General features: G+C 51.9%; 16 protein-coding genes. 8 read left to right on the top strand and 8 right to left on the bottom strand.

Features of this window, described 5'->3' with window-relative positions; genetic code table 11:
- Nucleotides 1-44 precede the first annotated feature (44 nt).
- Nucleotides 45-2,171, bottom strand: coding sequence for an excinuclease ABC subunit UvrB (gene uvrB, locus LDN84_RS08185; RefSeq protein WP_223910973.1), 2,127 nt, complete (start codon nt 2,169-2,171; stop codon nt 45-47).
- A gap of 535 nt (nt 2,172-2,706) precedes the next feature.
- Between uvrB and LDN84_RS08180 the strand changes: the two genes are divergently transcribed.
- On the top strand, nt 2,707-3,903 hold the full coding sequence (locus LDN84_RS08180; RefSeq protein ID WP_223910971.1) for an amino acid aminotransferase: 1,197 nt from the start codon (nt 2,707-2,709) through the stop codon (nt 3,901-3,903).
- 103 nt (nt 3,904-4,006) lie between these two features.
- Nucleotides 4,007-4,828, top strand: a complete 822-nt coding sequence (locus LDN84_RS08175) for a Rossmann-like and DUF2520 domain-containing protein (RefSeq protein WP_223910968.1) — start codon at nt 4,007-4,009, stop codon at nt 4,826-4,828.
- 85 nt (nt 4,829-4,913) lie between these two features.
- On the opposite strand, the gene ygiD is transcribed toward LDN84_RS08175, so the two are convergent.
- Nucleotides 4,914-5,732 (bottom strand): 4,5-DOPA-extradiol-dioxygenase, encoded by an 819-nt coding sequence (gene ygiD / locus LDN84_RS08170; protein WP_223910964.1) that lies wholly within the window; start codon nt 5,730-5,732, stop codon nt 4,914-4,916.
- Between the two features lie 108 nt (nt 5,733-5,840).
- On the opposite strand from ygiD, the gene LDN84_RS08165 reads away from it, so the two are divergent.
- The 4 genes from LDN84_RS08165 to LDN84_RS08150 are packed head-to-tail and all read left to right on the top strand — an operon-like array spanning nt 5,841 to nt 9,659.
- Nucleotides 5,841-7,397 (top strand): polyhydroxyalkanoate depolymerase, encoded by a 1,557-nt coding sequence (locus LDN84_RS08165; protein WP_223910962.1) that lies wholly within the window; start codon nt 5,841-5,843, stop codon nt 7,395-7,397.
- A complete protein-coding gene (gene rsxB / locus LDN84_RS08160) occupies nt 7,394-8,053 on the top strand; it encodes an electron transport complex subunit RsxB (protein WP_223910959.1) in 660 nt (219 codons plus the stop codon). The genes LDN84_RS08165 and rsxB overlap by 4 nt, the downstream gene beginning before the upstream one ends.
- A 24-nt stretch (nt 8,054-8,077) precedes the next feature.
- Nucleotides 8,078-8,815, top strand: coding sequence for an arginyltransferase (locus LDN84_RS08155; RefSeq protein ID WP_223910956.1), 738 nt, complete (start codon nt 8,078-8,080; stop codon nt 8,813-8,815).
- 58 nt (nt 8,816-8,873) lie between these two features.
- Nucleotides 8,874-9,659 carry an IclR family transcriptional regulator gene (locus LDN84_RS08150; protein ID WP_223910954.1) on the top strand — a complete coding sequence of 262 codons (786 nt, stop codon included), beginning with the start codon at nt 8,874-8,876 and terminating at the stop codon, nt 9,657-9,659.
- Between the two features lie 15 nt (nt 9,660-9,674).
- Here LDN84_RS08150 and pbpG read toward each other — a convergent pair whose 3' ends face one another.
- The 6 genes from pbpG to LDN84_RS08120 all read right to left on the bottom strand — a co-directional run bounded on the left by pbpG (nt 9,675) and on the right by LDN84_RS08120 (nt 16,788).
- Nucleotides 9,675-10,763 carry a D-alanyl-D-alanine endopeptidase gene (gene pbpG / locus LDN84_RS08145; protein WP_223910951.1) on the bottom strand — a complete coding sequence of 363 codons (1,089 nt, stop codon included), beginning with the start codon at nt 10,761-10,763 and terminating at the stop codon, nt 9,675-9,677.
- 74 nt (nt 10,764-10,837) lie between these two features.
- Nucleotides 10,838-12,376 (bottom strand): 2-isopropylmalate synthase, encoded by a 1,539-nt coding sequence (locus LDN84_RS08140; protein ID WP_223910949.1) that lies wholly within the window; start codon nt 12,374-12,376, stop codon nt 10,838-10,840.
- A gap of 178 nt (nt 12,377-12,554) precedes the next feature.
- Entirely contained in the window at nt 12,555-13,370 is an 816-nt protein-coding gene (gene pssA, locus LDN84_RS08135; RefSeq protein ID WP_223910946.1) for a CDP-diacylglycerol--serine O-phosphatidyltransferase, read from the bottom strand.
- A 77-nt stretch (nt 13,371-13,447) separates the two neighbouring features.
- On the bottom strand, nt 13,448-14,464 hold the full coding sequence (ilvC, locus tag LDN84_RS08130) for a ketol-acid reductoisomerase (RefSeq protein WP_223910943.1): 1,017 nt from the start codon (nt 14,462-14,464) through the stop codon (nt 13,448-13,450).
- A 21-nt stretch (nt 14,465-14,485) separates the two neighbouring features.
- Nucleotides 14,486-14,977 carry an acetolactate synthase small subunit gene (gene ilvN, locus LDN84_RS08125; protein ID WP_223910941.1) on the bottom strand — a complete coding sequence of 164 codons (492 nt, stop codon included), beginning with the start codon at nt 14,975-14,977 and terminating at the stop codon, nt 14,486-14,488.
- 2 nt (nt 14,978-14,979) lie between these two features.
- Nucleotides 14,980-16,788, bottom strand: coding sequence for an acetolactate synthase 3 catalytic subunit (locus LDN84_RS08120; protein ID WP_223910939.1), 1,809 nt, complete (start codon nt 16,786-16,788; stop codon nt 14,980-14,982).
- Nucleotides 16,789-17,060: 272 nt separating this feature from the next.
- Here LDN84_RS08120 and LDN84_RS08115 point away from each other — a divergent pair, with 272 nt between their 5' ends.
- Together LDN84_RS08115 and LDN84_RS08110 are read left to right on the top strand one after the other, a co-directional pair.
- A complete protein-coding gene (locus LDN84_RS08115) occupies nt 17,061-17,627 on the top strand; it encodes an RNA polymerase sigma factor (RefSeq protein WP_223910937.1) in 567 nt (188 codons plus the stop codon).
- A complete protein-coding gene (locus LDN84_RS08110; protein ID WP_223910934.1) occupies nt 17,624-18,085 on the top strand; it encodes a DUF3619 family protein in 462 nt (153 codons plus the stop codon). Before LDN84_RS08115 ends, LDN84_RS08110 begins: the two co-directional genes overlap by 4 nt.
- The last annotated feature ends 4 nt before the right edge of the window (nt 18,086-18,089 follow it).

Below are 18,089 nucleotides of genomic sequence, written 5' to 3'. Positions count from 1 at the left end.
AGTGTTTTAGTCGGGTAATAGACTATTTAATTAATTTTTTAGGGTTATTTGCCTGCCACCAGCACTGACAAACGATCACTCCCCGCAGCACCAAAAGCCTGCTCTTTCAGAATGGCCAGTTGATCCCGCACCCGTGCCGCTTTTTCAAACTCAAGATTACGAGCGTGTTCCATCATGAGTTTTTCAAGCCGCTTGATTTCACGCGAAATATCTTTTTCACTCATGTCTTCCACCTGGGCGCGCTGCATGGCGTCACGCTCCAGCTTTTCAGCCTCTTTGCCAGCTTTTTCGCTGTATACGCCATCAATCAGGTCACGCACCTCTTTCACGATGGAACGGGCGGTGATGCCATACTTTTGATTGTGCGCCAGTTGCTTGACCCGGCGACGCTCGGTTTCGCCAATGGCACGTTGCATGGAATCGGTGATCTTGTCCGCATACAAAATCGCCCTGCCCTCCAGATTGCGGGCGGCACGACCAATGGTTTGAATCAATGAGCGCTCGGAGCGCAAAAAACCTTCCTTGTCGGCATCCAGAATCGCCACCAGCGACACCTCGGGAATGTCCAGCCCTTCACGCAACAAGTTGATGCCCACCAACACATCAAAGGTGCCCAGGCGCAGGTCACGCAGAATTTCCACCCTCTCCACCGTGTCAATGTCGCTGTGCAGATAGCGCACCTTGACACCGTTGTCACTCAAATAATCCGTCAACTGTTCGGCCATGCGTTTGGTCAGGGTGGTGATCAGCACACGCTCGTGTTTCTCGACGCGGATGCGGATTTCCTGCAGCACATCATCGACCTGGGAGGTCGCTGGGCGCACCTCGACTTCGGGGTCCACCAGACCGGTGGGGCGCACCAGCTGCTCCACCACCTTTCCCGCGTGGTCTTTTTCCCACTGTGCGGGCGTGGCCGAGACAAAGATCACCTGACGCATCTTGGTCTCGAACTCTTCAAACTTGAGCGGCCGGTTGTCCAGCGCGCTGGGCAGACGAAAACCGTACTCCACCAGCGTGGTCTTGCGCGAACGGTCGCCGTTGTACATGCCACCAAACTGGCCAATCAACACATGGGATTCGTCCAGAAACATCACTGCATCTTTGGGCAAATAATCGGTCAGCGTCGCAGGCGGCTCACCGGGGGCCGAGCCAGACAAGTGCCGCGAGTAGTTTTCAATACCCTTGCAGTGGCCCACCTCGCTGAGCATCTCCAGGTCAAACCGGGTGCGCTGCTCCAGGCGTTGCGCCTCGACCAGCTTGCCCTGGCTGACGAATTCTTTGACCCGGTCGCTGAGTTCAATTTTGATAGCTTCCACCGCAGACAGCACTTGCTCTCGGGGCGTGACGTAATGGCTGCTGGGGTAGACGGTAAAGCGTGGAATCTTTTGCCGGATGCGCCCGGTGAGCGGGTCAAACAGTTGCAGTGATTCGATCTCGTCGTCAAACAACTCCACGCGAATCGCCATCTCGGAGTGTTCGGCCGGAAAGATGTCGATGGTGTCGCCGCGCACGCGAAACGCACCGCGTGAAAAGTCCACATCGTTGCGCTGGTACTGCATGCGCACCAGCTGGGCAATCATGTCGCGCTGGCCCAGCTTGTCGCCGGCCCGCAGCGTCATCACCATCTGGTGGTACGCCTCGGGCTGGCCAATGCCGTAGATGGCCGAGACGGTGGCGACGATCACCACATCGCGCCGCTCCAGCAGGCTCTTGGTACAGCTCAAGCGCATTTGTTCGATGTGCTCGTTGATGGCGCTGTCTTTTTCAATGAACAAATCACGCTGCGGCACATAGGCCTCGGGCTGGTAGTAATCGTAGTAGCTGACGAAGTATTCCACCGCGTTCTTGGGAAAAAACTCGCGGAACTCGCTGTACAGCTGCGCCGCCAGCGTTTTGTTGGGTGCAAACACAATGGCGGGCCGCCCCAACCGGGCAATGGTGTTGGCCATGGTGAAGGTCTTGCCAGAGCCCGTCACCCCCAGCAGAATCTGGAACACCTCGCCATCGTTGACACCGTCCACCAATTGCTGGATGGCTTCGGGCTGGTCTCCTGCCGGGGGGTAAGGCTGGTACAGCTCGAACGGCGAATCAGGATAGCTGACAAAGGTGCCGGTACGAACGTGTTCGGCATCATCGGCAGAGGCAAGTGTGATCGGGGTCGGTGCGGGCATGGCGTGGCAATCAAGGTGTCGGGGCAACCAGTCATGTTATCCAATTGCCGGAAACGCTTCAGGCAACTCTCAATGTAATGCGTGTTGCGCGATGGTGTGACCACCAACGTGACCCACTCGTGAAGACGCAGGTCATCGTCAGAAAACACGTCCCGGCCAACGTGGCGTTGGATGGACACATCAGCTTGCTGGCCGACCTCAACTTCATCAACCTTGATTTGAACGAATTTTTAATCCTAATTTAATAGCAACTTACGCAAGTTACACAAGCACTACAGCCTTATTCTTCATAAAAATAGATCAACAGAACCCGCCACAAGCTCAGCAAGAACTCCATGACCACCGTAGCCACTTGCGCTCAAAGTCATTTCCCCGGCGTGATGTCGCGTTGCAGATCGCCGCACAAACCGGATCCAACGACCCGTCCAATTGAGCCCGAACGCCCGATAAAATGCGGGTAAACCAGAACAGTGCTTCACACTTTCAAGTTTTCTCGCCAACCTTCCTTCTTCTCCACTCCCAACAGGAACCCACCATGTCTCTCTTTTCCGCTGTCGAAATGGCCCCGCGCGACCCTATTTTGGGCCTCAACGAACAGTTCAATGCCGACACCAACCCAGCCAAAGTGAACCTGGGCGTGGGTGTTTACTTTGATGACAATGGCAAGCTGCCCCTGCTGCAATGTGTATTGGCCGCTGAAAAAGCCATGCTGGATGCCCCCAAACCACACGGTTACCTGCCCATTGACGGCATTGCCGCTTATGACACGGCCGTCAAATCACTGGTGTTTGGTACCGACAGTGAGCCGGTCACCTCTGGCCGCGTGGCCACGGTACAAGCCCTGGGCGGCACTGGCGGCCTGAAAGTAGGCGCAGACTTCCTGAAAAAGCTCAACCCCGCAGCCAAGGTGCTGATTTCCGACCCGAGCTGGGAAAACCACCGCGCCCTGTTCACCAATGCCGGGTTCAAGGTGGAAAGCTACCGCTACTACGACGAAACCACCCGCAATCTGAACTTTGACGGCATGCTGGCTGACCTGAATGCCGCAGAAGCGGGCACCGTCGTGGTGTTGCATGCCTGCTGCCACAACCCAACCGGCTACGACATCAGCCCTGCGCAGTGGGATCAGGTGATTGCCGCCGTCAAGGCGCGTGGCCTGGTGCCGTTCCTGGACATGGCTTACCAAGGGTTTGGCTACGGTCTGGCCGAAGATGGTGCGGTGGTAGGCAAGTTTGTCGCCGCTGGGCTGATGTTTTTTGTGGCCACCTCTTTCAGCAAGAGCTTCAGCCTGTACGGTGAGCGTGTCGGGGCATTGAGTGTGTTGTGTACCGACAAAGAGGAAGCTGGACGCGTGTTGAGCCAGCTGAAGATTGTGATTCGCACCAACTACAGCAACCCGCCCACTTTTGGCGGCGCGGTGGTGGCCACGGTGTTGAACACGCCTGAGCTGCGTGCGCTGTGGGAAAAAGAGCTGGGCGATATGCGCGTGCGCATCAAAGCCATGCGCCAGAAGCTGGTGGATGGCCTGAAAGCTGCCGGTATTACCCAGGACATGAGCTTTATCACCACACAAATTGGCATGTTCAGCTACTCCGGCCTGTCCAAAGACCAGATGGTGCGCCTGCGTAATGAGTTTGGTGTGTATGGCACCGACACAGGTCGTATGTGTGTGGCTGCGCTCAACAGCAAGAACATTGACTATGTGTGCGCATCCATTGCCAAAGTGATCTGATACCCTCAGCAGGGCTGATATGCCCTGCACTTTTTATATGAAATAGCTGCCTAGCGCTTTTAAAATAAGCGCAAGCAGCTATTTTTTTGATAGTATTTTTTACATGCAATCGATCAACATCTTGGGTGCAGGGCGGGTTGGGCAGACGCTGGGGCGCTTGCTGGCCCAAAGCACGGGCTACCGGGTGCAGGGTGTACTGACCCGCCACGCCAGTTCTGCCCAGGCGGCGGTTGATTTCATCGGCACGGGGCAAGCGCACACCGAGCTGCGAACCATGCCAGCGGCAGACCTGTGGATGCTGGCCGTGCCAGACGGGCAGATTGCGCCCATGGCAGCTGCTCTGGCCGAACTTGAGGGCATGCAACCCGCACTGGTTTTTCATTGCAGCGGGGCGCTGTGTGCCAGTGAGTTACACCCCCTGCAGACCAAGGGTTGGCAGGTAGCCAGCGCACACTGCCTGCTGAGTTTTGCCCAGCCGGCCACCGCACTTGGGCAATTTGCCGGTACACCTTGTGCGCTGGAGGGGGATACCCAGGCCTTGCCGGTATTGCGTACCCTGTTCACTCAATTGGGGGCGACCTGTTTTGAGCTGGCGAGTGCGGACAAACTGCTCTACCACGCCGGTGCCGTGTTTGCCACCAATTTTTTGCCGGTGCTGCAAGACCTGGCAGAACGTTTGTGGCAACACGTCAACATGCCCCCAGAGTTGGCCCGACAGATGCGGGCCACGCTGCTGACGAATGCAGTGAACAACATCGTGCAGCTTGGCCCCCAAGCTGCACTGACCGGGCCAGCAGCACGCGGAGATGCCGCACTGGTTGCCCAGCAGGGTCAGGCAGTTTCACTTTGGGATACACAAGCTGGTGTGGCTTACCAAGCCTTGAGCGATTTAGCCTGCCAATTGGCCCAGTGCCCGCCTGGATGACTTTTTCAATGCGTCCATAGCTACCCAAAAAAGAGCTACTTGTACTTATCAAACAAGGTCTAGAGGCTCATTTCTTTCATAAAAATCAATCCCATATCACCGAGCGCATCGAGATGGATGCAGCCTGAAAACCGGTGTTAAAAAAGCGCATGGGCTCACCAACCTCCACCGCCCCTGCCGCATAAAGCAAGGGCAGAAAATGATCGCTCGTGGGGTGTGCCAAACCATAGGTGGGCAGTTGGGGCGCATCCTGCAAGGCTGGTAGTTGGTTCGATTCGATGAGCTGTGCCACAGCTTGGTCAAAACTCATCGCCCAGTCATAGGTCTGGTTATCGGGGGCATCGCGGCGCAGTGCCCGCAAGTTGTGCACGATATTGCCGCTGGCGACGATTAGTACGCCGTGGTTGCGCAGTTTTTTCAGCTGTTGCCCCAACTGGTAGTGCATGGGGATGGGCTGGCTGGCATCCATGCTGAGCTGAATCACCGGAACGTCGGCCGACGGGAACATGGGTTTGAGCACCCCCCAGGCACCATGGTCCAGGCCCCAGGTTTGCTCATCGAGATACAGGGGCTGCTGCGTGTCTGGCTGGATCAGCAAGCTCGCCAATTCTTGCGCAGCAGCCGGAAAGCCGGACACCAGATATTGCTGGTCAAACAAAGCCTGCGGGAAACCGCCAAAATCATGGATGGTTTTGGGTTGCGCCATGGCTGTCAGCCACCAGCCTTGGGTGAGCCAATGGGCTGAAATACATAAAATCAACTGGGGCTTGGGCCATTTTTGACCAAACTCGTGACCCAGCGCCTGCCAGCTTTGGCGATAAGTGGTGTCTTCGATCACATTCATGGGGCTACCATGCCCCACGAAGAACACGGGCATACGCACGGATGGTTTGAGATTGATCATGGAGAGGTATCGCCTCTAACTCAGGCGTTTAAAGTAACATTTGTGTCAGACAACTCAGTGCAAAACCTGTTATATTGCACTGCAACATTTTTCAAAAGGTGATCTTCCGTGCTCTACAAACTTTACGAAACCCAACGTTCGCTGATGGAGCCTTTTACCGATCTGGCCCAATCTGCGGCCAAGATCTACGGTAACCCATTATCTCTGCTGGGCCAACATCCTATGGCCCAACGTATTTCGGCTGGCTATGACTTGCTGCACCGCTTGGGCAAAGACTACGAAAAACCAGAGTTCGGACTGCGCACCGTGGATGTGGACGGCGTTGAAGTGGCTATTCACGAACGTGTTGAGATCAAGAAACCCTTTTGTGAACTGCGCCGCTTCAAGCGCTTTACCGATGATGTGGGCACACTCACCAAGCTCAAAGGTCAGCCCGCAGTGCTGATCGTGGCCCCTTTGTCAGGCCACTACGCCACACTGTTGCGTGATACCGTTAAAACCATGTTGAAAGACCACAAGGTCTACATCACGGACTGGACCAATGCCCGTCTGGTGCCAACCTCTGAAGGTGACTTCCACCTGGATGATTACGTTAATTATGTGCAGGAATTCATTCGCCACGTACAGAAACGCTATGGTAACTGCCACGTGATGAGCGTGTGCCAGCCCACCGTGCCGGTATTGGCTGCCGTGTCTTTGATGGCCAGCCGTAACGAGCTCACGCCACTGAGTATGGTCATGATGGGTGGCCCGATTGATGCCCGCAAGTCACCCACGGCGGTGAACAACTTGGCCATGAACAAGAGTATTGATTGGTTTGAGCACAATGTGATTTACCGCGTGCCGACCCGTTTTCCAGGCGCAGGACGTAAGGTGTACCCAGGCTTTTTGCAGCATTCTGGCTTTGTGGCCATGAACCCTAGCAACCACGCCCGCAGTCACTACGATTATTTTGAGGATTTGGTCAAAGGCGACGGTGCCAGTGCCGATGCACACCGCAAGTTCTATGACGAATACAACGCCGTATTGGACATGGATGCCAACTACTACCTGGAAACCATTGCCACCGTCTTCCAGGAATTTAATCTGGTCAACGGCACATGGGATGTCAAGGGTGTAGATGGCAAAGTGGAGCGCGTGCACCCAGAGGACATCAAAACCACAGCGCTGCTGTCAGTTGAAGGCGAGTTGGATGACATCTCGGGCTCTGGACAGACCAGAGCCGTGCACGACATCTGTAGTGGGGCCAACAAAGCCATGCAGCAACACATAGAAGTAGAAGGTGCCGGTCATTACGGTATTTTTGCCGGACGCCGCTGGCGTGAAGTGGTTTACCCACAAGTGAAAGCCTTTATCCTGCAGTATCAACCCAAGGTTGCACAGGAAAAACCGGTGGTGGTTGCGGACACTCCTTTGGCAAAGTCTGAGCCGGAAGCAGTTGCCTTTGTGTTGCCAGAAGCCGCTAGCCAGGCAGATATTCACATCCAAACCACCCACCCTGAACTCAATAGCAGTCATGCACCGGTGGTGGCAACGCCGCTTGAGAAAGCCATCCCGGCCAAGTCCAAAACCATCAAGCCTGAAGCGGGTTCTGCAGTGAAAAATGCAGCTCAACCTGCCAAGCCTGCAGTTGCCCCCAAACAGTCGACCCAACGTAAAGGATGAACCCCTGCGCCGCCGAACTGCTGGCGGTGCTACCGCAGACGCAATGTACGCGTTGCGGATATCCTGACTGCGCTGCCTATGCGAAGGCCATTGTTGACCGTCAAGCCCCGATCAACCAATGCCCACCGGGTGGTACAGAAGGTGTGCGGCGCTTAGCGGCCCTTACCGGGCTACCCGTGCAACCACTAAATCCGACCAATGGGCTGGAAGGTCCGCGCACTGTGGTGTTTATTGATGAAGCTTGGTGTATTGGCTGTACCCTGTGCATCAAAGCCTGCCCGGTGGATGCCATTGTCGGAATGAACAAACTCATGCACACAGTGCAGGAGTCTTATTGCACTGGCTGTGAGTTGTGCTTGCCAGTGTGCCCGGTAGACTGCATGGAGGTCCAAATCGTTTCTGGCACCCACACTGGCTGGGCCGCCTGGTCAGTGGCACAAGCTGAACAATCCCGAGAAAGATATGATTTTCATAGCTACAAGAGCAAGCGTGAGAAGGATGAAAATGACATAAGGCTTGAAAAGAAAGCCTTGCTCAAGTTGTCCAATCTAACGCACCACTCCCAGCATACGGACCCGGTTGTGCTGGACAAAAAACGTGCGGTGATTGAAGCTGCGCTGGCCCGCGCACGCACCAAGCGCGATAACATGGTTTGACCTTGGCTCTGAAGCCATCCCAACGTGACCCATCAGCCAGACCTCTCCAGCATCACCATTCAGTTTTATGCCACAGCAGCGTACAACTGCAGCTATATCCAGGGGCACATTGCTCGATCTCAGGTAGCCGACCCTGGCAACCAAATGAACAACAGGCTTTACAGCGCCCTGGTCTGCCAAGGCTTCCGCCGCAGTGGCGGGTTTGTTTACAGACCCCTTTGTGATCATTGCCAAGCCTGCAAATCAATCCGTGTTCCAGTGCAAGAGTTTGAGCCCAACAGAAGCCAACGGCGCGCACTCAAGCAAAACAATTTGCTTGAGGCACTCATTTGCAAGCCACATTTTTCAGATGCGCACTACCTACTTTACCAGCGTTACCAGAAAGCCAAGCACACGGGTGGTGGCATGGATCAGGACAATGTAGACCAATACGTTGAATTCCTTGTGAACACCGAGGTGAACACATACATGGTCGAGTTTCGTGAACACCAGACTGAAAATGATGAAGGTGTGCTGCGAATGGTGTCGATCATTGATCAGCTTGAGGATGGCTTGTCCGCCGTGTATACCTTTTACGACCCACAAGAAGGGCAAAGTTACGGAACCTATAACGTACTCTGGCAAATTCAGCAGGCCAAAGTCCTTGGCCTGCCCTATGTGTACCTGGGGTATTGGATTGAAGCTTGCTCAAAAATGTCTTACAAAACACGATTTCAACCCTGTGAATTGCTCGTTCAAGATAAATGGCAACGTGTTATCTGACTTTGTGTAGTCTGAATTTTTCACAAGATAAAATAGAGGCTACAAAATAGGAGTTTTCATGCGCCATCCAGAGAATGGAATTCCCACCACCCCCACGGTGCAAGTGATTGAACGATTGTTCGCATTGATGGATGTCCTAGCCTCTCGCGAAGAAGCCATTTCTCTCAAAGAGATCAGTGAAAAAACAGGCTTACATCCTTCCACCGCACACCGAATATTGAACGACCTGGCAATCGGTCGTTTTGTTGATCGTCCGCAACCCGGTAACTACCGACTCGGAATGCGATTGCTGGAGTTGGGTAATTTGGTAAAAAACAGATTGAATGTTCGTGATGCTGCCTTGGGGCCTATGCGTGAGCTGCATCGTTTGACTCAACAGCCGGTTAATCTAAGCATGCGTCAGGGTGACGAAATTGTGTATGTGGAACGCTCCTTTAGCGAGCGCTCAGGCATGCAGGTGATTCGGGCCATTGGTGGCCGGGCTCCCTTACATTTGACATCGGTAGGGAAACTTTTTTTGGCTGCCGACGATATTCAAAAAGTTCGAGCCTATGCAGCGAGAACTGGCTTGAGTGGGCATACCAAAAACAGTTTGACACAATTGCCAGCCTTGGAACGAGAGCTTGGTAAAGTGCGCCGTGATGCGTATGCGAACGATAACGAAGAACTTGAGTTAGGCGTGCGCTGTATGGCGGCAGGTATTTACGATGACCAAGGCAAGCTGGTGGCAGGTTTGTCAATTTCTGCCCCAGCAGGGAGGCTTGACGAAGCATGGCTCGACAAACTCAAAGCCACCACCCGAGAAATTTCTCAAAACTTGGGCTACCAACCCCTCAAGAGTTGATGCCTGACAAACAGGCTACATGACTTTGCTTGCACCTGCGACAGTGGGGTGCAAGCCAGGCGAAACAGTGGCCGCAGCTTCAACCCAATGACGAACCCGCTCTGCATCTGCCAGACGGGTTAATGTTCCCGCAGAATCTAGAAAAACCATGATCAATTGACGGCCAGCGACTTTGGCTTGCATCACCAAACAACGCCCTGCCTCAGAGATGTAGCCTGTTTTTTGTAACCCAATATCCCAGGTTGGATTTTTAACCAACCGATTGGTATTGTTGAATTGAAGCATCCTACTACCTACTTCTACTTGGTAGCCCGGCGAAGTGGTTAACTCTCGCAACAGCGGAACCTGATGTGCAGTATCCACCAACTTGACCAAATCACGCGCACTTGACTGATTTTGGCTCGATAAGCCTGTGGGTTCGACATAATGAGTGTCTTTCATGCCTAGAAGTTTGGCCTTCTTGTTCATCAAATCAATGAACGTTGTCAAACCACCGGGGTAAGTCCGAGCCAAAGCATGCGCCGCACGATTTTCGCTGGACATCAGCGCCAAGTGCAGCAACTCACCCCGACTGAGCTCTGTACCTACACGAAGGCGTGACGAGCTGCCTTTTTCGGTGTCCACATCCTCTTGCGTGATCGTGATTTTGTCGTCAGCAGGCAAGTTAGCCTCACTCACAAGCAGACCGGTCATCAGTTTGGTCAGCGAGGCAATGGGCAGCACCGCCTTGTCATTTTTGCTAAAAAGAATCTCATTCGTCTCTTGATCAACCACCAGGGCCACGCTGGACTTTAAGTTCAGATTGTCTTGAGAGGCATGCAATCCAGCAATCTGCCCAAATGAAGGTTTGACTACGAATGCCTGGATTTTCGCTGCATGTTTATGCTTATTTGTAGCAAAGGATTTGCTGACCCGCCGCTTGGAGACAAGCGCTGCCTTTTTGGTTTTACTGACCTGTGGTTTGGGCGAGACTGCCATTGCCGCAGGTGACCACGCCAACCAACTCAGCAAACTCAAAAGACAAATCAAACTTCGCGTTTTTTTACCAAAAAAACTCTTGTAAATAATTTTTGTCATATTTTTTCCTGGCACAGGGATTTCCAAGGAGTTGAGTTTAATCTTAAAAAGTCTCGCAATACCAATTAGTTGCGAGACTTTCTTAAACCAAAATAATCGCTTTATCCCTGTGCAGCCACTCGATTAGTCTGGCTTTGAAGCTTGTTCAGAGCGTTCAAATAGGCCTTGGCAGAAGCCACCACAATGTCTGGATCTGCACCCACGCCATTCACCACTCGGCCACTATGCTGTAAACGCACCGTCACCTCTCCCTGACTTTCAGTCGAACCGCTGATCGCATTCACCGAATAAAGCACCATTTCCGAACCACTCTTGACGTGCACTTCGATGGCCTTGAGTGAAGCATCCACCGGGCCATTGCCATTGGCCGTTCCCGTGACCTCGTGACCACCGATGGTCATGACCACGGTAGCTTGGGGCAATTCACCAGTTTCGCTGTGTTGGGCAAGTGAGACGAAGCCATATTGGTCGTGACTTTGTGCAATGTTTTCTTCACTGACCAAAGCCAGAATGTCTTCGTCGAAAATTTCGCTCTTGCGGTCAGCAAGCTCTTTGAACTTGGCAAATGCCAAGTTCACTTCTGCTTCACTGTCCATTTGCACACCCAACTCTTGCAAGCGTTGTTTGAACGCGTTTCGTCCACTTAGCTTACCCATGATGATTTTATTGGCCGACCATCCCACATCTTCAGCACGCATGATCTCATAGGTATCGCGTGCTTTCATGATGCCGTCCTGGTGAATTCCTGAGGCGTGTGCAAAAGCATTGGCCCCCACGATGGCCTTGTTGGGTTGGACTACAAAGCCAGTGGTCTGACTTACCATACGGCTGGCTGCCAGAATCTGAGTTGCATCAACTCGCACATCCAAATCAAAGTAATCACGCCTCGTTCTCATTGCCATCACAACCTCTTCAAGGCTGCAATTTCCGGCACGTTCACCCAGGCCGTTGATGGTGCATTCAATTTGACGAGCTCCGCCAATCTTCACACCGGCCAGTGAGTTGGCAACCGCCATGCCAAGATCATTGTGGCAATGCACCGACCAAATGGCCTTGTCTGAATTGGGTACACGTTCACGCAGCGTTTTGATGAAATTACCATACAACTCAGGAATAGCGTACCCCACGGTATCAGGTACATTGATGGTGGTGGCTCCCTCGTTGATTACAGCCTCAATGACACGGCATAAGAAATCCTCTTCACTGCGGTAGGCATCTTCGGCACTGAACTCAATATCCGCAACCCGATTACGCGCAAAACGGACTGACTGCTTAGCTTGTTCAAGCACTTGTTCAGGAGTCATACGCAATTTTTTCTCCATATGCACGGGAGAAGTTGCAATAAAAGTGTGAATACGCGCCCTACTGGCTCCCTGAAGTGCATCCGCAGCCAGCGTAATATCACGGTCATTGGCCCGTGACAGCGAACATACTGTCGAATCCTTGATCGTATTGGCAATGGCTTTGATGGCTTCAAAATCGCCATTGGAGCTGGCAGCAAATCCTGCCTCTATCACATCAACTTTCAAACGTTCCAATTGGCGTGCAATACGCAATTTTTCATCACGTGTCATGGATGCGCCAGGCGACTGTTCGCCATCACGCAAAGTAGTGTCAAAAATGACCAATTTGTCTGACATGCTATTTCTCCAGTGCTGTTACCTAAAAGATGGACTTTGTTTAGTCAACAAAAAAGCCCGTCGCGGCTGCTAACGGGCTTTAGGTTTTGATGCAATTACCTGCTAACCACTTCGCCCCATAAATAACGGGCCTAGCTGTAGTAAAAATGCATGCATGCTGTCAATATACCACAAGCATTCACTTGTGCAGGCCTCTCTCGTCCGGCTCATCTGTGGAGGTACTGATAACACTTGTAGGAATCCCTTTGGCCTTACGCCAGAAGTACAAAGCGTAACCACTTAACCCGTAAATAACAAACAAAGCAAACATCACAATCGGTGGATCGATATTGATCACCGCAATCCCTATGGCAATCAGCACAATAACCACAAATGGCACACTTCGCTTCATCTGGATATCTTTGAAGCTGTAAAACGGCACATTGGTCACCATGGTCAGACCAGAATAAAGTGATACAACAAACATTGGCCAAGCCCATTGCGCACCTTCTAACCCTAAATCTGTCATGACCCAGATAAAGCCAGCGACCAAAGCAGCGGCAGCAGGAGAAGGTAATCCTTGAAAATAACGCTTATCCACCACAGCGGTATTCACATTAAAACGTGCCAAGCGCAAAGCGGCACAGGCGCAATACACAAAAGCCGCAATCCAGCCCCAACGCCCCAAACCTTTGAGGGCCCAAACATAAGCAATCAGCGCCGGGGCCGCTCCAAAAGATACCATGTCAGACAAGGAATCCATTTGCTCACCAAAAGCACTTTGAGTATTGGTCATGCGGGCCACACGACCATCCAGACTATCAAGCACCATAGCGCAAAAGATACCAACGGCAGCCATGTCAAACCGACCATTGATCGCCATGACAATGGCATAAAACCCGCCAAAAAGCGCTGCCAATGTAAACATATTGGGCAAAATGTAGATGCCCTTGCGGCGCTTTTTACCCACCACATTGTCATCATGATTCGGGTTAGTTGTATTCACATCATCCATTCATTTGACTTTTAGAGAATCTCCATAATAACAAAGGCCACCGAAGTGGCCTTTGTGCGCAGGCGTACTGAAGCCAATCAGTTACGTGTTTGATCAACCAGTTTGTTTTTGGCAATCCAAGGCATCATGGCCCGCAATTGACCACCGACGATCTCAATCTGGTGATCTGCAGTGTTGCGACGACGTGCCGTCATGCTGGGGTAATTGGTGCGGCCTTCCAGAATGAAAGACTTGGCATAGTCACCATTTTGAATGCGTTTCAAGGCATTGCGCATAGCTTCACGACTCTGAGCATTGATCACCTCAGGACCGGTCACGTATTCGCCGTATTCTGCATTGTTGGAAATGGAGTAATTCATGTTGGCAATGCCGCCTTCATAAATCAGATCTACGATGAGTTTCAGCTCATGCAAGCACTCAAAGTAAGCCATTTCTGGCGCATAACCAGCTTCCACTAGGGTTTCAAAACCCATCTTGATCAGCTCAACAGCGCCACCACACAACACGGCCTGCTCACCAAACAAGTCGGTTTCGGTTTCTTCTTTGAATGAAGTTTCAATGATGCCAGCCTTGCCGCCACCATTGGCCATCGCATAGGACAAAGCCAGTTCACGAGCCTTACCGCTCTTGTCTTGATGGATGGCAATCAAATGTGGCACACCACCACCTTGGGTGTACGTATTCCGAACCGTGTGGCCTGGTGCCTTTGGTGCCACCATCCACACATCCAGATCAGCACGGGGCATAACTTGGTTGTAATGTACGTTGAAGCCATGTGCGAATACCAAAGAGGCACCTTGCTTGATGTTGGGAGCCACATTGTTGGTATAGACATCTGCAATTTGCTCGTCAGGCAACAGAATCATGACCACATCGGCAATTTTGACAGCGTCATTGACTTCCATCACGTTCAAGCCAGCCTTGCCCACTTTGTCCCAGGATGCTCCCCCTTTACGAAGACCCACGACCACACTGACACCACTGTCGTTCAGATTCTGTGCATGAGCGTGCCCTTGACTGCCGTAGCCAATGATGGCCACGGTCTTACCCTTGATCAGGCTCAAATCACAATCTTTGTCGTAAAAAACTTTCATCTAACTCTCCGTTGTAAAAAATTAAACCCGCAAAATTCGCTCACCACGGCCAATACCGCTAGAGCCTGTGCGTACTGTTTCCAAAATTGCACCACGCTCAATAGCATCCAAAAACGCATCATTTTTGGACTGATCGCCAGTGAGCTCAATGGTGTAGCTTTTCTCTGTCACATCAATGATGCGCCCCCGGAAAATATCCGCCATGCGCTTCATCTCTTCACGCTCTTTACCTACCGCACGCACCTTCACCATCATCAATTCACGCTCGGTGTATGCACCCTCGGTGAGATCAACCACTTTGACCACTTCAATCAGCCGGTTCAAATGCTTGGTGATTTGCTCAATCACCTCATCTGAGCCATGTGTCTGAATGGTCATTCGTGACAAACTAGGGTCTTCAGTAGGTGCCACGGTAAGTGACTCAATGTTGTAGCCACGGGCAGAAAAAAGGCCCACCACACGAGACAGGGCACCTGCCTCATTTTCAAGCAATACTGCAATGATGTGTTTCATGATCAAAGATCCTCCGAACTCAACAGCATTTCGGTGATGCCTTTCCCAGCCTGCACCATAGGGAAGACGTTTTCAGTGGGATCCGTGCGGAAATCCATGAATACCGTGCGGTCTTTCAGCTTGCGTGCTTCGCGTAGTGCTGGCTCTACATCAGAGGCACGTTCAATCAGCATGCCCACGTGCCCATAAGCTTCTGCCAGTTTCACAAAATTGGGCAACGCATCCATGTAGCTATGGCTGTAGCGCCCCTCATATTCCACTTCTTGCCATTGACGTACCATGCCCAGATAGCGGTTATTAAGTGCCACAATCTTGATGGGCGTGTTGTATTGCAAGCAGGTAGAGAGTTCCTGGATGCACATTTGCACAGAACCCTCTCCCGTGACACAAAAAACCTCACTTTCAGGCTTGGCCAACTTGATGCCCATGGCGTAAGGAATACCCACGCCCATGGTACCTAAACCGCCCGAATTGATCCAACGGCGAGGCTCATCAAAACGGTAATACTGTGCCGCCCACATCTGGTGTTGACCCACGTCAGAAGTGATGTATGTATCCACATCTTTGGTCATGTTCCACAAGGTTTCCACCACATACTGTGGCTTGATGATGTCATTTTTGCCATGGTCATATTTCAGGCAATTGGTCTTGCGCCAGCCTTCGATCACATCCCACCAAGCACCCAGTGCATCCGCATCTGGTTTGGCTGTACCTTCCTTGATCATGGCAATCATTTCGGTCAGAACATCTTTGACATCCCCCACAATCGGAATGTCCACCCTGACGCGCTTTGAGATGCTTGAAGGGTCAATATCAATATGAATGATCTTGCGTTCGTTTTGAGCAAAATGCTTCGGATTACCAATCACTCGGTCGTCAAAACGCGCACCAACTGCCAGCAACACATCGCAGTTCTGCATGGCGTTGTTGGCTTCCACGGTACCGTGCATGCCCAGCATACCCAAAAACTTCCGATCACTGGCTGGATAAGCGCCTAAGCCCATCAAAGTATTTGTACAGGGGTAGCCGAGCATATCGACCAATTGACGAAGTTCATTGGAAGCATTGCTCAACAACACACCACCGCCGGTATAGATGTAAGGGCGTTTAGCTGCCAATAACAATTGCAAGGCTTTGCGGATTTGACCTCCATGACCTTTGCGCACTGGGTTGTATGAACGCATCTCGACCGACTGCGGGTAACCGTGGTAGGGCACTTTTTTAAACGACACGTCTTTAGGGATGTCCACAACCACAGGACCAGGGCGACCACTACGCGCAATGTGAAAGGCCTTTTTCAAGGTTTCTGCCAGATCACGTGCATCCTTGACTAAAAAATTGTGTTTAACCACCGGGCGAGTAATCCCCACCGTGTCACACTCTTGGAAGGCATCCATGCCGATGGCATGTGTAGGTACCTGCCCACTGATGATGACCATGGGAATGCTGTCCATGTAGGCCGTCGCAATGCCGGTCACTGCATTTGTTGCACCGGGCCCAGATGTCACCAGCGCCACACCCACGTCACCCGTTGCACGAGCGTATCCGTCTGCAGCATGCACAGCTGCTTGTTCATGACGAACCAGAATATGCTGAATGGTATCTTGCTTGAAGAATGCATCATAAATGTGCAAAACCGCACCACCTGGGTAACCCCAAACGAACTTGACACCCTCTGCCTGCAAAGCCTTGATCAAAATTTCAGCGCCACGAAGCTCATGCTCAGAGCCCGCAGCCTCGTGTTTGGCTTTAGTCACGTGATGAGAATTAGATGAATTTGATGCCGAAGTATCGGCTTTTGATATTTCCATGATGAACCTTTGTGAATTTCTCTGACGAAAAACCTTGGGTGCTTCTTTACAAACACTTGTGATGTTGTATCGAAACTTAAGGCCAAAACCATAAGCGCACTGTATTTTGCGCCGAACCTTGACCCGTTTGCGTTATTGAGCCGCGAGATTATCGCATTGTCCAAGGAGCACTTGGAAGGCTTCTTGTAATGCAATAATCCTGCTGCTGAGCAGGTGATATTACCCAGCATGGGCAAAACCGCCTTCATCGACCACTTTTCACAGTCTTACCCTTGGCAACACCCGCTGAACTCTCGGATTTTTTGAAAAGCGTCGAAAAACGCGCATTCAAACGCACGGCTTACCATGTTCGTAATGACGAGTCTGCCCTGGACATTGTGCAAGACAGCATGATGAAACTGGCCGAACACTATGGTGACAAATCTCCCGAAGAGTTTCCCATGCTGTTTCAGCGCATCCTGACCAACACCACACTGGATTGGTTCAGGCGGCAAAAAGTGAAAAACGCCATGTTTTCATCCTTCAGCGACTTTCAGTCTGACGGTGAAGAGGATAGTTTTGACATTTTGGAGGGCCTTTCAACAGCCGAGCAATCCGCTGAATTTGACAATCCAGAGACCAATAGCCAACGGGCACAAACTTTGCTTTCCATTGAGCAAGAATTATTATTACTGCCCAACCGTCAACGCGAAGCCTTTCTATTACGTTACTGGGAAGATATGGATGTAGCGGAAACAGCAACTGCCATGGGCTGCTCACAAGGCAGCGTCAAAACGCATTGCTCAAGAGCGATACATGCCTTGCTCAAATCGCTAACAGCAAAAGGAATCCGGCTATGAATCAAATCAGCAAATCCTATCGTCAACACGATATCAGCCCAACACTTGACTTGGCAGGCCAGCGTATGGCCCAAAGATTATTAAAACGTGTAGACGACATCGACAGCTACACCTTGCAACGCCTGCGCGCAGCCCGGGAGCAAGCGGTGGATCAGCGTCGCAGCGTGCTTGTTCAAGAGGCCCAAATACGTCTTGCGGTTGCCAGCCAATCGGCTTCTGGACAAACCCTCAGCCTCCCTGATCGCCCCTCTAGATGGCAACAGTTCAGTGGTATTGGTATGTTGCTGGCACTTTTATTCGGCCTTTGGATGATTGACACCATCCAAAGTGACAACTTTGCACAAGATGCTGCCGATATTGACAACGTATTGCTCACCGACGATTTACCACCCGCAGCTTATCTTGACCCAGGTTTCAAACACTTCTTGAAACTGAGTTACCCGGCAGAGACTTTGTAACGCG

Source organism: Rhodoferax lithotrophicus (assembly GCF_019973615.1).
Lineage (GTDB): Bacteria > Pseudomonadota > Gammaproteobacteria > Burkholderiales > Burkholderiaceae_C > Rhodoferax > Rhodoferax lithotrophicus.
The sequence above is the reverse complement of the archived record's forward strand: the minus strand, read 5'-3'. Positions and strand labels throughout refer to the sequence as shown.